The organism is Inquilinus sp. 2KB_23 (assembly GCF_052115705.1).
Lineage (GTDB): Bacteria > Pseudomonadota > Alphaproteobacteria > DSM-16000 > Inquilinaceae > Inquilinus > Inquilinus ginsengisoli_A.
Map to the genome: position 1 here is coordinate 107,760 of NZ_JBFRHF010000021.1, position 16,921 is coordinate 124,680.

A 16,921-nucleotide genomic window follows, 5' to 3' on the forward strand; every position below is an offset into this window, starting at 1 on the left:
TCAAAAATCGGATAAGGGTCGATCGGAATGGACAGAAAGAAGGCGGAAAATCTAAAAATATGTGCTGCCTCAGGCGTCCGGAGGAGTGCGGGATTGCGAAGGCCATGCATCGAATGGATAGGATCGGCCGAAGACTTCAAGTCGAGATAGACCTTTGCCGGAGGTTCCTCGCCATTGTTCTGTTGTGAGAAGGGATGGCGTCGGGCCTGTCGGGATGTCGGGCCTGTCGGGATATGGCCGGCACCGCCGGTATCAGGGCTGTGATTTTCCGCTGCCTTGATGTGATCTTCGCCTCGGTGTTGATCCGATCAAACAGAAAGCGCCGATCCTGCCGCCAATATATACAAAAGCGGTACTCGTGTTTGACGATTTTCACTCTATCATGAAAAGGTCAGATAGTTATTCGTCGTATGTAGTTGCAGATGGCACCGGGAATATGGTGCTCGCGAGACCGGATCTGAGGATTTCTTAGCAGAAATCGAATGGCAGCGCGGAGCCGGCTGGTTCGGCGCCTCATCTGGACGGATCCAAGGTGAAACATGCTCTCCTGATCTATGGCGCCGTGCTCGCGGTCTTTCCGGCGTCATCCACGATCCTATACCGGCTTTCGACCGAGTCATCGGATCCGCAACAGGCCGAACTGTCGACGCCGCCGCTGCCGCCATTGCCCGGCAGTCATGGCGGCGTTGCCTCGCTGGAGCTCCCGTCGCCTTCGGCTGCGGGCGGGCACGAGACCGGTCAGGACGCGGCGGTGAATGCGGCGAACGAGACCCTCCTGCGGTTCGACGCAATCCGAATCAATTCGAGTGGATACCAGGTGATCGCCGGGAAGGGGCCTGCTGGAGCCCAGATCATCCTGTTCGATGGCGCAGAGGCGATCGGGTCGGTCGATGCCGATCCCAATGGCGACTGGGTCTTTGTCTCGGAGGCGCCGATCGCGCCCGGCGACCATCAGCTTTCGCTCAGTGCGACGCGCGACGGTCGCACGACGACGTCCACCGATATCGCGCTGGTCATCGTCCCTTCACGCGGCGGCACCATCGAAGGCATGGCGGCGGGACCGGGCCAGGGCGACGGCAAGCCGCTCGTCTTCGTGGTTCCGAAGACCGGCGGTGCCTCCACCATCCTGCAGGGTCCGGATGAGGCCGCCGCGGCGCTGCCCGGCCTGTCCATTGATGTCATTGATTATGGCGAAGACGGCGCGGTCATCATCAGCGGTCACGGCGCCGCTGCCGCCCTGGTCCGGCTCTATCTTGACGACGATCCGATCGGCGAAGGCTGGATCGACGCAGCGGGTGCTTTCCGGATCTCGCCGGACCGGCCGATCGCCCCGGGCACTTATCGCCTGCGGGCCGACCAACTGAATGCCGACGGCCGGGTGACCGACCGCACGGAGACGCCGTTCCGGCGCGCAGCCCCCGCCGACCTCGTCCTGGCCCGGGGCAAGGTCGTCGTCCAGCCGGGCAACAGCCTATGGCGGATCGCGCACAGCGCGTATGGACGGGGCACCCACTACACCATCATCTACATGGCCAACCGCGTCCAGATCCGCGATCCGGACCTGATCTATCCGGGCCAGATCCTCACCGTTCCCACATCCCAGACGTCAGCGGCAACCGGCAGCAGATCGTGAACGGCCTCCGCCACCGCGATGAATCGCGGGGGTCGCAGTCACGGGACGTGGCATCCCGCGCCGATAGGTGATGAAGATCCTGGCCCTGATCCTTGCCGCCCTGGTGGTCGCAGTCGCGCTCGAATCCCAGCTTCCACAGCGCGTCATGGCGCGGTTCCTGCCCGATGCCGCCTTCATCCAGCCCCGGCACCGTGTGGATCCGTTGCCCGTGGAGCTGTCGCGGCTGTACCCCACGATCCATGCCGACATCGTGATGCTGGGCGACAGCATCACCGCCGCGCCGCAGTGGAGCGAACTGCTGCCCGGCCGCGATGTCGTCAACCGGGGAGCATCCGGCGACACGGTGGGCGAGATCCTGGGGCGGATCAATACCGTCAACAGGCTGCGGCCGCGTCTCGTCTTCGTGCTGGCCGGGACCAATGACCTCGGATACGGCACGCCGCCGGCCGCGCTGCTGCAGCCCTTCCGGACTCTGATCGATGAGCTGCGGAAGACGGGGGCAGGGGTCGTCGTCCAGTCCGTCCTCTACGTCACGGATGACCACGCCTGGCCCGACGTCCGGCGCCATTGGGACTTTCGCCGCAACGATCAGATCCGCGTCCTGAACGAGGGCTTGAGGGCGCTCGCCACCGAGACCGGCAGCGACTATCTCGATCTCAATGCCGGGCTCGCCCCGAACGGGGCGCTGCCGGCCGAGCTGACCACGGACGGCCTGCATCTCAGCGCCGCGGCCTATATCCGTTGGGCGGCGATGGTGGAGGCTTATCTGCGATCCGCCCGGGCTGGTGTAAAGGCCACCGGCGGCTGAGGCTCGGGACGCGCGGGGCGGTGCCGCTCCTGCCTCCATCCGCTGAGCTACTCATCCGTTTGGCCGTCGACCTGCGGTGGCATCGACCGGATGGGGGAGGACGTCCTCACAACCGACCGGTTCCCCATCTGTCTGTCGGGGGAGGGCGCTCCATCCGGCGGTGGCGAACACGAACGATTGCCGCGAAGTGCCCTCCGATCGGACCTCTCGGAATGGGGTCACCCGATGACATAGCCTCTAACTCAGGCCGTCTGGCCGGCAACAGGCCTGTCCGTCGCCGTCAAGCTGAGGGAGCATCGGATGCGAGTTCTGGTTACGGGGCACCGGGGGTATATCGGCACGGTGATGATCCCGATGCTGCTGCAAGCGGGTCACAGCGTGACCGGATGCGACAGCGATCTCTATGAGCGGTGCACCTACGAGGCCGGGGGCGACATCGCGGACGTCCCGAACATCCGCAAGGACATCCGGGACATCGTGCCGCGCGACCTGGAGGGCTTCGAGGCCGTGATCCACTTGGCCGCCCTCTCGAACGATCCGCTGGGCGACCTCAATCCCGACATCACCTACAGCATCAACCACCTCGGCAGCGTGCATGTTGCCCAGGCTGCGAAGGCGGCGGGCGTCGGCCGCTTCCTGTTCGCCTCGTCGTGCAGCAACTATGGCCTGGCCGGCGACGAAATGGTGGACGAAAACGCGGCGCTCAATCCGGTGACGGCCTATGGGCGGTCGAAGGTGTGGGCGGAGCGTGACATCTCCCACCTGGCCGACGACAGCTTCTGTCCGGTCTATTTCCGCCCGGCCACGGCTTATGGGCTGTCGCCTCGCATGCGCTTCGACATCGTCCTCAACAATCTGGTCGCCTGGGCGGTGACCAAGGGGCTGATCTATCTCAAGTCCGACGGCTCGCCTTGGCGGCCGATCGTCCACATCCAGGACATCTCGCGCGCCTTCCTGGCAGGTCTGCGCGCGCCGGCGGAGGCGGTGTTCAACCAAGCGTTCAATGTCGGCCGCACCGAACACAACTACCGCATCCGGGAGATCGCCGAGATCGTGGCGGAGGTCGTCCCCGGCTGCCGTCTGGAGATCGCGGCGGACGCCGGACCCGACAAGCGGTCCTACCGGGTGAGTTTCGAGAAGATCGCCCGTGTCCTGCCGGAGTTCCAGCCGCAATGGGACGTGCACCGGGGGGCCGAGCAGCTCTATGCCGCCTATCGGTGCTCGCGCCTGACGCTGGAGGAGTTCGAGGGTCCCCGCTACCAGCGGATCAGCCATATCCGCAAGCTGATGGCGGATGGGGTCATCGGTGACGATCTCCGCCGCGCCGGCCGGACGGCCGCACACGGGTCGTCCGCTTGCGCCGCCGAGTGACGCGGCCGAGCGGGGCGGAAACCGCCTCGCTCCCTTTGGGAAGGGCTGAGGCATTGGGTTTCGAATGGATGGATGATTTTGGATGCTAATATTTTGCATCAAAAATACAAAAGAGATTGCTCAATGATTTGACCAGAAGATCAATAAAATATCGCAATGAAGGATGTATCGACTGCAGCTTCAGCCCTCAATGGGTGAAGGCGAGGGATTGCTATGATCACGAGCAGGTGCCGGGTCTCGATCGGCCTCCCGGTCTACAATGGCGAGAACTACCTGACCGAAGCTGTCGACTCGGTCCTGGTTCAGACCTTTGCGGATTTCGAACTGATCATCTGCGACAACGGGTCGACGGACCGGACCGAGGAGATCTGCCGCGGTTATGCCGCTGCGGATCCGCGGGTCCGATACCACCGCAATCCCCAGAACCTGGGGGCGAGCGCCAATTTCGGCCGCACCTTCGAACTGGCCAGGGGAGAGTACTTCCGATGGCTCGCTCATGACGACCTGCTGGCTCCGGAATGCCTCGAGCGCTGCGTCGCGGCGCTGGACCAGCAGCCGGACGCGGTCCTGGCCCAACCCTTGGTCGGCCTCATCGACGCGAAGGGGACGGTCAAGCTCATCAGCGATGACGGCCTCCAACCGGCCGCGTCGCCGCGCGTGTCTGAGCGCTTCGCGGCTCTGGTCCGCCATCCTCGCTATTGCTGGGAGGTCTTCGCGCTCGTCCGGCGGGACATCATGGCCAAGACCGGCCTGCTGGCTCCGTTCTCCTGCTCGGATGTCGTCCTCTGCATCGAGCTGGGCTTGCTGGGCCGCTTCGCCCTGGTGCCCGAGCCGCTGTTCCTGAATCGGGACCATCCTGATCGCTTCAGCCACGCCGTCCTGATCGACCGGGCCGCATCCTGGCGGTGGTGGAACAACAATGACCGCGCCCGCCTGCTGGATCTCTGCCCCACCTGGCAGGTTCAGTTGCACTCCCTGCGGGCGATCCGCAAGCATGTCACCAGCCGGACGGAGCGCCGGGGGCTGTATCTCGGGCTGCTGCGCCATGTTCTCACCCGGCACACGCTGTCTCGGCTAGTGATCGAGCCGCTTACCGCGGCAGACCCCCGAATCCAGACCCTGGGGCGACGGGTCAAGGGCTGGCTGCGGGGCCGAAAGACGCCCGAATTCGGCCCGCCGGGGATCCGGCCCGGCTCCGAAGTCCCGAAATGAAGGACGGCATCCGTGTCGGCGGAGAGGGCTCCCGGCTTGAAGGAACCGGTCATGACCGTTGAGATCGCTTGTCCTGCCTGCGGCGGCGAGGTCGGCGCTTCATTCTACGACCTGCCCGCGATTCCCACCAACAGCTGCCTGCTGATCAACGATCGGAAGGCGGCGCTGGCCTTTCCGGTCGCCCCGCTGCGGCTGTGCCTCTGCCCGGGCTGCGGTTTCATCTTCAACGCCGCCTGGGAAGAGTCGCGGACGGTTTATTCGGAGGCCTATGAAGAGACCCAGGGCTTCTCCCCGACCTTCAACGCCTTTCATGAGCGTCTCGCCCGCCACCTGATCGACCGGCATGGCCTGCACGGCAAGCGCGTGATCGAGATTGGCTGCGGCAAGGGCGAGTTTCTCGCGCTGCTGTGCCGGCTCGGGGACAATGAAGGGGTGGGCTACGACCCCACCTTCGTGCCGGGCCGCCTCGACGACGCCGCGGCCGGGCGCGTCCGGTTTCTCCGCGAGCTCTTCGACGAGACGACCGGGCCCATCGCCTGCGATTTCCTGTGCTGCAAGATGACGCTCGAGCACATCCCGGATGTCGGCCGCTTCGTTGGCATGGTCCGCCGCGCCCTCGACGGGCAGGAGGGCACCCGCGTCTTTTTCCAGGTGCCCAATGCCAAACTGGTCCTGCAGGACGAGGCGTTCTGGGACGTCTACTACGAGCACTGCTCCTACTTCACGGCGCACAGCCTGTCGGGCCTCTTCCAACGCTGCGGCTTCGCTGTGGATCGCGTCTGGACCGACTATGACGACCAGTACCTGATGATCGAGGCCCGGCCGGCGAACGCACCGGTGTCGGTCCCGGCCGACCACGCGGCGGTGACGGAGACCCGACAATGGGCCGATGCATTCAGGCAGGGCGTCGGGGCCACGATCGCAGCCTGGCGCGAGCAGCTGATGGAGGCCGCTGCGTCGGGCCGGCGGACGGTGCTCTGGGGGTCGGGCTCGAAGGCCGTCGCCTTCCTGACCACCGTAGGCCTCGACGGCGAGGTGGCTTCGGTCGTGGACATCAACCCATTCCGCCATGGCCGTTACCTGCCGGCCACGGGCCACGAGATCATATCGCCCGACGAGCTGTCTACGACGCCGCCCGACCTGGTGGTGGTGATGAACTCCGTCTACCGCGACGAGATCCGGAAGATGCTGCAAGCCCAGGGGTGCGTCCCCGAGCTCCGGTGCCTCTAGCCATGCCCGACCACCCGTTCGACGGTGGCCAGCGCGCTGCCGGACCATCCACCCTCTCGTCCCGTGCCGCCGGGACATTGCCGTCGTCACCCGGAGAACGCCCGTGATCGGCCGGAAGATCGCCTTCGCCGTATCGGCCTCGTGGCTCAGCCAGGTGATCCGGATCGGGCTCAACCTGCTGATCCTGCCGATCATGTTCCATGCGATGAACCCCGAGGAGCTCGGGCTATGGCTGGTTCTCGGCCAGAGCACGATCTTCCTCAGCATCCTCATGGAGGCCGGCCTCACCCCCACCATCACCCGGCGGATCGCCTTCGTGGCGGGTCGGAGCCTGTCCGGACCCGACCGGCCCCTGGATGAGAAGTCGCGGCGCGATCTTTCGGATATGCTGGCATCCGGGCGCATCGCTTACCGCTTCGTGTCGATCGGCGTCTTCGCCGTCACCTTCGGGCTGGGCAGCCTGTATCTCTGGAATCTGGAGCTGCGGCAGGTCTCGCCGACCACGGCATGGATCGCCTGGATCCTGCTGTGCCTCGGCTACGCAACCATGGCCTGGTCCGGCCTGTGGACGGCGCTGGCCACCGGCCTGGGCTACGTCGCCGCCGGCACCATCGCCTCCACCGCGGTCGGGATCGCTACCCTGCTGGCGCAGATGGTGGTGGTGCTGGCCGGCGGCGGCCTGCTCTGGCTCGCGATCGTCTCGGCGCTCGGCGGCGTCGTCGTCCGCCTCTCGCTGCGCCTCTATGTCCAGCGCCGGCAGCCGCACCTGTTCTCGGTGCCCGGCCGCTGGGATGGGGCGCTGATGCGCGGCATGATGGCGCCGGCGATCCGGTCATGGCTCACGGCCGTCGGCTTCGCCGTGCTGTTCAAGACGGACCAGTACTTCATCGCGCTCTATGTCGACACGGCGCAGGTGCCGGCCTACTACGCCATCTACACGCTGCTGCACAACCTCGCGATCCTGGCCCTGGCCCTGGGCCAGACGTCCAGCGTCTATGTCAGCCAACTCTGGCATAGCGGCACGATGGAGGAGATCCACGAGATCGTTCTGCGCAGCCTCCGGATCACGCTGATCCTGATGGTCTCCGGCGTGGCGACGCTTCTAGTCGTGGGTCAGGATCTCATCGGCGTGTGGGTCGGCCCCGACCATTTCGCGGGCTTTCCGGTGCTGACCGCCCTGGGCGTCATGTTCGTGCTGTGCGTTCAGCAGAACGCGATCCTCACCTTCGCCCGAGCGACCGAGAACGAGATCTACGCCGTTCCCTTTCTACTCGCAGGCGGGCTGGCCCTCTTCCTGTCCTGGAAGCTGGTGCCGCATCTGGGGCTGCTTGGCGCCGCGCTGGCGACGCTGCTCGCCCAACTGCTGACGACCAACTGGATTGTACTGCGCGACGGCTTGCGGCGGCTGCGGGTATCGATCGCCACCTATGGCCGGACCTGCCTGCTGCCGCTGCTACCGGTCTCGCTGGTAACCTATTTCGCCACGATGACGGTGGCGGGCGGATCGCTGCTGCCGAGCGCTCTCGACCGACTGCTGGCCGGTGCTGCCGTCGGGGTATCCGTGTGCCTGGCCAGCCTTTGGCTGTTCGGCCTAAGCCCCGGCAACAGGTCACAGATCGCCGGCGTGCTGCGCGCCGCCCTGCGTCGGCGCCGGCATGCGGGCCGGAGCCAGGCGGAGCCGCCGCCGATCCCTCCCGGATGAGCCGGTCCCAGGTGCTTCTCCGTCGTACCCATTTGGTGGTAGCCGCCCGATCGAATGCATCACTTGAGCCGGTCGGTGGTGCGGCGAATAATCATGGACAGATATCCAAATCGATGACCGAAAACTCACTCTTGATGACGTGATTATTCGGTTTTCTTTTGCTGATATTGCCGTGGAGCAATGGTTTCGGTCCTTTTCCCGTGCGCGCGAAGAAAAATGGAGAGTTTCTGAAGTCTGTGGATCAGGGCGGACCTAAATTCACGATTCTCGTATTGGCGGTCTCTCGATATTGGGACGGGTGCAGATGGTATCCATGGAGATTGGGATGAATGTTCAGCTGGTCGACGCATCACGTGGTGCCATCGATGGGACATCCGACGCGCGGAAGGATCACGCTTCCCGGTGCCGCCTCTGCGGCAGCCTGCTCGAGCATGTGTTCGTCGACCTCAGATCCTCCCCGCTCTGCCAGACCGTCATCGCCCCCGAGCAGCTCGACGAGATGGAGCCGCATTTTCCACTCAACGTGCTGGTGTGCGGCGACTGTTTCCTGGTCCAGCTGAGGGAATATGTGAGCCCGGAGAACATCTTTCGCGAATACGCCTATTTCTCGTCCTATTCGACCAGCTGGGTCGAGCATGCCCGGGCCTATTGCGGCATGATCCAGCAGCGGCTCGGGCTTGGGCCGGACAGTCTCGCCGTCGAGATCGCCAGCAATGATGGCTATCTGTTGCAGCATTTCCGGCCGATCGGCGTCCCCGTGCTCGGGGTGGAGCCTGCGGCCAATGTTGCCAAGGTGGCGATCGAGAAGGGCATCCCCACCTGCGTCGATTTCTTCGGCCATGAGTTAGCCGGCACCCTCGTCGCGGCAGGCAAGCAGGCCGATCTCATCATCGGCAACAACGTGCTGGCCCAGGTCCCGGACCTCAACGACTTCGTTTCCGGGCTGGCCCGGCTGCTGAAGCCGGAAGGAGTGATCACGCTGGAATTCCCGCATCTCGAACGGCTGATGGCGGAGAACCAGTTCGACACGATCTATCACGAGCACTTCTCGTACTTCTCGCTGACCACGATCGAGCGGATGGCGGCCCGCCACCGGCTTCGGCTGATCGATGTGGAGGAGCTTCCGACCCATGGCGGCTCCCTGCGCGTGTACTTGGCTCACGCCGGCTCGGTCCGGCCAACCGCCCAGAGCGTCCCGGACCTGCTGGCCCGCGAGCAGCGCCTGGGCTTCCGCGATGTCGCGACCTACGCCTCCTTCGCCGAGCAGGTCCGCCAGACGAAGCGGCGGCTGCTGTCCTTCCTGATCGAGGCGAAAGCCGCCGGCAAGACCATCTGCGGCTACGGGGCGCCGGGCAAGGGCAACACCCTGCTGAACTACTGCGGCATCGGCACCGACTTCCTCGATTTCACGGTCGACCGCAACCCGTACAAGCAGGGCCACTACACCCCGGGCATGCGCATCCCGATCCATCCGGTGGAGGTGATCGACACGGCCAGGCCCGACTATATCCTGATCCTGCCCTGGAACCTGAAGACCGAGATCGTCCAGCAGATGCGCCATGTCGCCGAATGGGGCGGGAAGTTCATCGTCCCGATCCCCGAGGTGGCAGTCATCGATCCGAAGGAATTGCGCTCATGAAAGTCGTGCTCTTCTGCGGTGGCCTGGGCACCCGCATCCGGGAATATTCCGAGAACATCCCGAAACCGATGATTCCGATCGGGCATCAGCCGATCCTGTGGCACGTGATGCAGTATTACCGGCAATACGGGCATGCCGACTTTGTCCTCTGCCTGGGCTACAAGGCCAACATCATCAAGGACTTCTTCCTGAACTACCGACCGCAGAATTTCGCCGACTGCGTTATTTCGGGATTTGGCGCCAATGTCGAGCTATTGAGCGAGCCTGACAAGGACTGGCGCGTCACCCTGATCGACACGGGGATCTGGCGCAATATCGGTGAGCGGCTATGGGCTGTGCGAGACCAGGTGCGGGACGAGGAGATCTTCCTGGCAAACTACAGCGATGGCCTGACCAACTGTGATCTCGACGAGATGGTCGACCGTTTTAAGAAAAGCGGCAAGATCGCCTGCTTCATGGCCGTGCGGCCGCCGCTGACCTATCACCTGGCCGATATCGACAAGGACGGCGAGGTGCATGGCATCCGCAGCTCCGACTGCTCCGACATCTGGATCAACGGTGGCTACTTCCTGTTCCGCCGCGAGATCTTCGACTACATGCGCGAAGGCGAGGAGCTGGTCCTGGAGCCGTTCCGGAGGCTGATCGAGGCGAACCAGCTCATGGCCTACAAGCATGAGGGGTTCTGGCGTTCGATGGACACGCTGAAGGACCGTCAGGCGCTCGAGGATCTGGTCGAGCAGGGCAAGATGCCCTGGCGCGGGCTGCATCCCGCCAAGGAGACAGCCAAGACGCTGGTGCTGGCCTGATGCGGCCACTGGGTCTCGCTCGGCCGGGCGAAAGCCTGTCCGTTCTGTGCCTCGGCGCGCATTCGGACGATATCGAGATCGGGGCAGGGGGGATGCTCCTGTCCTGGATCGCGTCCGGGGTGCGGCTGCATGTCCACTGGTGCGTGCTCAGCGCCGCCGGTCCGCGCGCGGGGGAAGCGGAGGCCTCGGCCGCCGCCTTCCTTGGCGGCGCAGCCAGTACAGTCGTCGAGCTCGCTGAATTCAAGGACAGCTTCTTTCCGTACCAGGGCAGCGAGATCAAGGCCTGGTTCTCAGGGCTGAAGGGCCGCAGCAGCCCGGATATCGTCCTGACCCATCGCCGGGACGACGCGCACCAGGATCATCAGGAGACGTGTCGGCTGACCTGGAACACGTTCCGCGACCACCTCATCCTCGAATATGAGATCCCGAAATGGGACGGCGACCTCGGTCAGCCGAACCTCTACATGCCCCTCTCCCCCGAGATCCTGGAGCGCAAGATCGAGCTTCTTCTCGCGCATTTCGGCACGCAGCGGTCCAAGGACTGGTTCGACGCCGAGACCTTCCGGGGCCTCGCCCGCCTGCGCGGCATGGAAAGCCGCGCGCCCGGGCGCTATGCCGAAGGCTTCGTCCAGCGCAAGGGGCTGCTCGGTTGACATCCCGGATCAGGCGGGTGCGCCGCGTCCTTGTGGCGCTCATGCTGGCCGCGCTCGTCAGCGGCGGCGCCGTGGCCGCGGCCTTCAAGGCCTCGGAGCCGTTGCTCGTGGTCCGAACTGCGGTCGAGCCGGCCGACGTCATCGTCGTGCTCGGCGGCGACGGGCCGGCCCGGGCGTGGCAGGCAGCCGGCCTCTACCGGCAAGGGGTGGCGCCGAAGGTCCTGGTCACCGGCTTCGGTGATTGCCAGGACATCCGGCGTTACATGATGGACGAGGGCGTGCCGGGCGAGGCGATCCAGACGGAATGCACATCGCGCAGCACCTGGGAGAACGCGGTGTTCTCGGCGCCGCTGCTGGCGACGATGGGCGCGCGGCGCGCGATCCTGGTCACCAGCTGGTTCCACACCCGCCGGGCACTGGCCTGCTTTCGGCAAGTCGTGCCGCAGGTGGAATGGATGTCGGTGCCGGTCGAGCGCGGCGAATCCTACCGCAAGATGCTCAGCAACCACCACGGGCTCTCGGTTCTGGCCGAATACGTCAAGATCGGCTGGTACGCTGCCCGGTACGGCGTGGCGGCGTTCTGAAGAAGCGCCGCCAGGCCCGGATCATCGACGGGTCACCGCCTCGACCTCGAAGCCCTTGAAGGTGTTGCCGGTGTCGATCACGGTTGCCGTGCTCGGCCAGATCCGGCCGCGCGACCCCGTATAGGGGGCCGACCCCCGGGTGAAGTCGTTATCGCGAAAGACCATTCCGGCGATCGGCGTCGGCTGGTCGGGGGCGATGTCCTTCGCCTGCGGATCGGTCTCCACCATCACGCCGCCATAGATGTTGGCGAAGCGGTTGCGTTCGAACACCTCCATGGCATAGGCGCCCGCCTCATAGCCCTGCCAGGTCACGACATTGACGCCGGCATGGGCCAGCCGGCCGCCGTAGTTGTTCCGGAAGATGTTGCCGAGATGGCCGACCGCGCCCTCCTTCTCCGTCTTCAGGTACTTGGTGTAGGCGACGAGGCCGTCATAGGAATCATCGATCTCGTTGTTCACCACCAGGTTGAAGAAGACAGGATTCAGCGCCCCGTGGCCGAGGGCCCAGAGCTCGACGCCGCCGCGCATGCGGGTCATGACGTTGCCGTCGACCACGATCTCCGCCGAGTTGCCGTAGAACTGGACCCCGCAAGAGGCCGTGTTCTCGGTGCGATAGAAGGGCTTGCCGTCCAGCCTGTTGCGATAGACGACGGCGCGCACGGCGGCATTGGCCACCACCAACGTGCTGCCGGCATCCGGGACCAGCATCCAGGGCCGGTCGACGCGCAGCACCCGCCCCGGTTTGTCATAGCCGATGATGCGCCGGACCTGGCCGGTGCCCCGGCCTGCCACGACCATCACATCGTTGCCCGCCTCGATGCCGTCCGCCTGGGTGGCGATACCGTCGGGTGCTGCGGTCGCCGTGTCGGGATCGGCGCCGTTCGGCGCCAGCGTCACCGTGTCGGGCCCCGCCGAGAGAACGGAGCCGAACCCCGCCGTGCCGAACTGCTCGAACAGGATCTGCTCGCCGGTGTTCGGGTCGAAGTCCGTCCATTCGGGCGTGGGTGGGGCCATGTTCGTGGTGGTGTTCTCCGCGATGAAGATGTCCCGGGTCCCGCGATTGTGGCCTTGGGAGACGAAAAAGCGGCCCTCGGCGGTCCCCTCCGGACGCGAGGAATCCAGGTCCTCGGCATGGTTGCCGGTGATCGAGATCTCTTGCCCGCCGCGGGCCAGGATGGCGGCTCGCGCCCGGTAGGTGAGGCGGAACCGGCTGTTCTCGATGAACACCTGCTGCGCCGTCCCCACGGTGCCGCGGCTGCCGACGAAGTCGGACTCCGCCACGCGCACATCCTGCGACCCGTCGATGTTGAAGTAGCCGGAGGATGCGGCGCGGATGCCGACGCGGTCGAGCCGCAGATGGTCCACGAAACGGAGATAGACCGCCGCGAAGTCGGGGTCGCCGTGACGCTCGGGCAGCTCCAGGTCGAGATCGGAGATCGCGACGTTGTTGCCGGCCTTGTCTCCTTCGGCATAGAGCAGTGCATCCGTTCCCGGATCCGGTGTCGTGTCGGACGGAACCGGAACGGCGCGGATGATGGACCGGCCGCGCCCGTCGCCGACCCAGGCGACGCCGTTCGGCGGCACAAGGCTGCGTCCGATCATGTAGACGCCCGCCGGGAACCGGACCGTCGCAGGCGCCTGGGTGCGTGCCAGGTCCAGGGTGGCCTGGATGCTCGCGGCGTCATCCGTCAGCCCATCACCTTTTGCCCCATGAGCCCGCACGTCAAAGATTTGGGCCGCTTGGCCCGCCCAGGGCGAAGGCGCGAGGGAAAGGGCGATGGGGCCGCTCCAACCGAACCGCCCGCCATGGCCATTGTGCGCCCAGAGCTCGTAGTTGCCGTCCGGCAGGTCCGGCGGCAGCGCGAAATCGATCCGGTACGGGCTGATGGCCGTGACCTGGAGCCAGCGGCCGGCGGACCGGCCGGGCGGCTTCAGATAGATCGAACCCTCGGCCGTTCCATTGCCGTGGCTGAGATTCCGGCCGTACAGCGATGCGGTCCCGCCCGGCTGCGCCGGCTGCGGGCCTGCCCACCACGCCTCGGTCCGGTTGAGAGCGATCGGCGCGCCGACACCTTTCGCGTTCGTGGGCCAGACGAGATACATCGACCACGGAGGTAGGTCGTCCGGCAGCAGGAAGGTGGCGGCCAGCCCATTGGCCGCCGTCGGCGGGATGCCTGCGGTCAGGGACGGACCGACCCCGTCGGCCTGCGAGAACACGCGGATCCCGGCAGTGGCCAGAAATCCGGCCCCGCTCAGCACCATCGTCTCGTCCGGCCCTGCTGTCTTCGAGGCCTCGGCGATGGCGGGCGCATCCGGCGACTGGGCGAGCCGCGGCGGCTCGAAGGCATCGAACCCGGTGGGCAGGGCAGGTTCCGGATCGGGGATCGGGAAGCCGAAATCCGCCGGCAAGGCGGCGGGGGTCTGACTCTCTGCGGGAGCGAAGCCGGCGCCGGCCCATGCGACAGCCAGCAGGGTCGCCAGGAGCCAGAGCTCGATCAGATGAAGCCATGCGCTGGTGGTCCGGCGGGCCAGCACACCGCCGGCGGATCTCGTCAAGCTTGTCCGCATCGTCATCAGCCTTTCGAGCCGGCTCGTTTCGATTGGTCGGGGGACGACGCATCGCTTCCGCCCTGGCTATCCATGGTAGCCACCCCGTCGACCTCGACCAGTTGTCCTTTGAACGGGACAACCTCCTGCGGAAGACGAAGCTTCGCGGCGGGCGGGGCGCGGCGATGGGGCGAACTCGCCCTACTGGTCGAGGGGCGTCGTCGGACCCTGCGTCCAAAGACTATCTCCGAAGCAGCCGAATTGGCCTTCCGGATAGAGCGCCCCCCACTTTGTCCAGATCGAACAGGGCACCGGCCGCTGCGTAGAGTCGGCGAGGGCGATCTCGGGGGTTGCCGCTTCATCCGGCCTTTGTGCGTCGCTCAGGCGAACAGCGCGATTTCATTTCATGGAGAGGGCGCGATGCCGATTCTAGCCGCCCATTTGTTGAACGGGTTTCTTCTCGCGGTGGTTCTGGTCGTCTGGATGCAGCGGATCGCTCCGAGGCTGGGGCTGGTCGACCGTCCGACCGCACGCAAGGCGCATGAGGGCGTGATCCCGGTCTGCGGCGGCTTGGCGATGTTCGCCGCCTATGTCATCGGGACTTGCGTGCTGGCCCCCCCGCTCCGGGCCCCCTGGTCCTTCATCGGTGCGCTCGCGATCCTTGTCGCCGTCGGCGCCCTCGACGACCGTCTGAACCTGCGCCCGCTCTTGCGGCTGATCGCTCAGTCGATGGCGGCGATCGCCATGGTCGCCCTTGGCGGGCACATGATCGGCAATTTCGGCAGCGCCTTCCTGGACGCCCAGACCGTCGACGCCGACCCGATCCTCTCGGCGCTCGTCTCCTGCGTAACCGTCCTGTTCGTGGTCGGGCTGACCAATGCCTTCAACATGATCGACGGGCTGGACGGGCTCGCCGGCGGAGCCGCCGCTTCGGCGCTGTTCTGGCTGGCGCTGATGGCCTCCTTCCTCGGGCGCGGCGAGCAGATCACGCAGCTGTTCCTGCTATTGGCCGTGGTCCTGGGCTTCCTGGCGTTCAACATGCGGCATCGCTGGCGGCCGCGCGCGCTGGTGTTCATGGGCGATGCCGGGAGCACGATGCTGGGCGCGGCGATTGCTTATTTCATCATAGATCTGTCCTCGGGGGCACAGCCGACGGTGCCGTTCCCCGTGCTGCTCTGGGTCTGCGTCATTCCCATGGTTGACACGCTCAGCCTGATGATCCGCAGGCTGCATACGGGCCGCAGCCCATTCTCGCCGGATCGCTGGCACCTGCACCATTTGATCCTCGAGCGGGGCCTCACACACGCCGCCACGACCGGAGTAATCGTCGGCCTGTCCATATTGTTCGGCGCGATCGCCTATGTCGGCACAGTCTTCGCGGTCTCCGACCAGCTGCTCACCGTCGGCCTGCTGTTGCCCGTTGCCATCCATTCTCTCTTCGTCTGGACGTCGGTTCGGCGGGCGCGCCTGCTCCGGCCGACTGCCCCCACGCAGGAACGCCTCGGATGAAGCTCGCCTATTTCGGCTTCCCTCATATCGGCGGCACCTATTCCGTGTTCCGCCATCTTCGTGCCGGCCTCGCCGGCGCCGGGATCGAGCTGCGCTGGCTGGGCTGCGGCCCGAAGGCCCATGCGGCGGCGGACAATCCCATGTTCCGCGCGGAAATGGATTTCGGCCGCACGGTCGGGCGCCCTGATGACGGCGACTATGCGCGCACGCAGGCGATGGTGACCGCGATCGAGACGGAGTTCGACGGCGTGTTCGTCAACGTCCTGGCCGATCGCGTGCAGACCAACGCCGTTCGCTATCTGGATCCGCGGATCCTGCGAATCATGGTCGTCCACAACATCACTCCGGGAACCTATGCCGCCGCCCGCGCGATCCGCGACCATGTCCACGCGACGATCGGGGTCTCGGCGAGGATCCAGGCCGATCTCGTACGGCGATACGGCTTTCATCGCGACTGGACCGTCACGATCCCGAACGGGATCGATCTCGCCGGGAGCGTGGCGCCGCGGCCCGCGCGATCGCAAAGGGGCCTGCGTCTCGTTTATCTCGGGCGGGTTGAGGACCAGGCCAAGGGCGTGTTCTGGCTGCCGCGGATCTGCCGCGACCTCCCGCCCTCCGTCACTCTGACGGTGGCCGGCGACGGGCCCGATCTTGCCCGGTTGAAGTCGCGCTGCGCGCGTCTCGGGGGCCGAGTCCGGTTTCGGGGTGCCGTGCCGCCCAACCTTGTCGGGGCACTCCTGGCGGAGCATGACGTGCTGCTGATGCCATCGCGCTATGAAGGCTTTCCGGTGACCCTGGTCGAGGCCATGGGCGCAGGCTGCGTGCCGGTCGCGTCCCATCTGCAGGGCGTCACCGACATGGCTGTCGAGGACGGCGTCAACGGCTTCCTCTTCCCCGTTGGCGACACACGGGCTGCGGTGCAGGCGATCACCCGGCTCGCCGAGGACAGGCCACGCCTGGCGACAATGTCCGCCCTGGCGGCCCGGAAGGCGCGTGAGCAGTTCGGCGTCGGCCTGATGGCCGAGCGCTACCGCGACCTGATCGACGGCGTGCGGTACTCGCAGCCGGCCGTCGCCCCGCCGCTCGGCCTGTCGGGCTGGCGGCTGCCGCCGGGGCTCCGGCCGGGCCTCAGGACCTACCTGCCGACATCGCTGAAGAACGTCCTCCGCACGCTACGGGAGCGCCAGGCTTGACGATGTCGGCTTCCCCCTCGACGGCGATGAACCG

At 65.9% G+C, this 16,921-nt stretch carries 13 protein-coding genes; 12 read left to right on the forward strand and 1 reads right to left on the reverse strand.

Annotation, left to right across the window (positions count from 1 at the left end; genetic code table 11):
• The first annotated feature begins 532 nt into the window (after positions 1-532).
• The 10 genes from AB4112_RS24795 (at position 533) to AB4112_RS24840 (ending at position 11,638) form a co-directional block, all read left to right on the forward strand.
• Complete coding sequence (locus AB4112_RS24795; RefSeq protein WP_441723573.1) at positions 533-1,633, forward strand: LysM peptidoglycan-binding domain-containing protein; 1,101 nt, start codon at positions 533-535, stop codon at positions 1,631-1,633.
• Positions 1,634-1,703: 70 nt separating this feature from the next.
• Positions 1,704-2,441, forward strand: a complete 738-nt coding sequence (locus AB4112_RS24800; protein ID WP_441723575.1) for a GDSL-type esterase/lipase family protein — start codon at positions 1,704-1,706, stop codon at positions 2,439-2,441.
• A 300-nt stretch (positions 2,442-2,741) separates the two neighbouring features.
• Entirely contained in the window at positions 2,742-3,812 is a 1,071-nt protein-coding gene (locus AB4112_RS24805; protein ID WP_441723577.1) for an NAD-dependent epimerase/dehydratase family protein, read from the forward strand.
• A 213-nt stretch (positions 3,813-4,025) separates the two neighbouring features.
• Positions 4,026-5,024, forward strand: coding sequence for a glycosyltransferase family 2 protein (locus AB4112_RS24810; RefSeq protein WP_441723579.1), 999 nt, complete (start codon positions 4,026-4,028; stop codon positions 5,022-5,024).
• A gap of 51 nt (positions 5,025-5,075) precedes the next feature.
• Entirely contained in the window at positions 5,076-6,254 is a 1,179-nt protein-coding gene (locus AB4112_RS24815; protein WP_309792205.1) for a class I SAM-dependent methyltransferase, read from the forward strand.
• A 103-nt stretch (positions 6,255-6,357) separates the two neighbouring features.
• Positions 6,358-7,956 (forward strand): lipopolysaccharide biosynthesis protein, encoded by a 1,599-nt coding sequence (locus AB4112_RS24820; protein WP_309792206.1) that lies wholly within the window; start codon positions 6,358-6,360, stop codon positions 7,954-7,956.
• A 325-nt stretch (positions 7,957-8,281) separates the two neighbouring features.
• On the forward strand, positions 8,282-9,595 hold the full coding sequence (locus tag AB4112_RS24825; protein ID WP_309792207.1) for a class I SAM-dependent methyltransferase: 1,314 nt from the start codon (positions 8,282-8,284) through the stop codon (positions 9,593-9,595).
• A complete protein-coding gene (locus AB4112_RS24830) occupies positions 9,592-10,401 on the forward strand; it encodes a glucose-1-phosphate cytidylyltransferase (RefSeq protein ID WP_309792208.1) in 810 nt (269 codons plus the stop codon). The genes AB4112_RS24825 and AB4112_RS24830 overlap by 4 nt, the downstream gene beginning before the upstream one ends.
• The gene (locus AB4112_RS24835) at positions 10,401-11,054 is read left to right on the forward strand and encodes a PIG-L deacetylase family protein (RefSeq protein ID WP_309792209.1); all 654 of its coding nucleotides are present in this window, start codon (positions 10,401-10,403) and stop codon (positions 11,052-11,054) included. The genes AB4112_RS24830 and AB4112_RS24835 overlap by 1 nt, the downstream gene beginning before the upstream one ends.
• A 17-nt stretch (positions 11,055-11,071) precedes the next feature.
• Entirely contained in the window at positions 11,072-11,638 is a 567-nt protein-coding gene (locus AB4112_RS24840; protein WP_309792210.1) for a YdcF family protein, read from the forward strand.
• Positions 11,639-11,659: 21 nt separating this feature from the next.
• Here the strand turns inward: AB4112_RS24840 and AB4112_RS24845 are convergent, their stop codons facing one another.
• Positions 11,660-14,194, reverse strand: a complete 2,535-nt coding sequence (locus tag AB4112_RS24845) for a glycosyl hydrolase family 28-related protein (RefSeq protein WP_309792211.1) — start codon at positions 14,192-14,194, stop codon at positions 11,660-11,662.
• A gap of 411 nt (positions 14,195-14,605) precedes the next feature.
• Between AB4112_RS24845 and AB4112_RS24850 the strand changes: the two genes are divergently transcribed.
• A complete protein-coding gene (locus tag AB4112_RS24850; protein ID WP_309792212.1) occupies positions 14,606-15,694 on the forward strand; it encodes an MraY family glycosyltransferase in 1,089 nt (362 codons plus the stop codon).
• A complete protein-coding gene (locus AB4112_RS24855; protein ID WP_309792213.1) occupies positions 15,691-16,887 on the forward strand; it encodes a glycosyltransferase family 4 protein in 1,197 nt (398 codons plus the stop codon). The genes AB4112_RS24850 and AB4112_RS24855 overlap by 4 nt, the downstream gene beginning before the upstream one ends.
• Positions 16,888-16,921 lie beyond the last annotated feature (34 nt).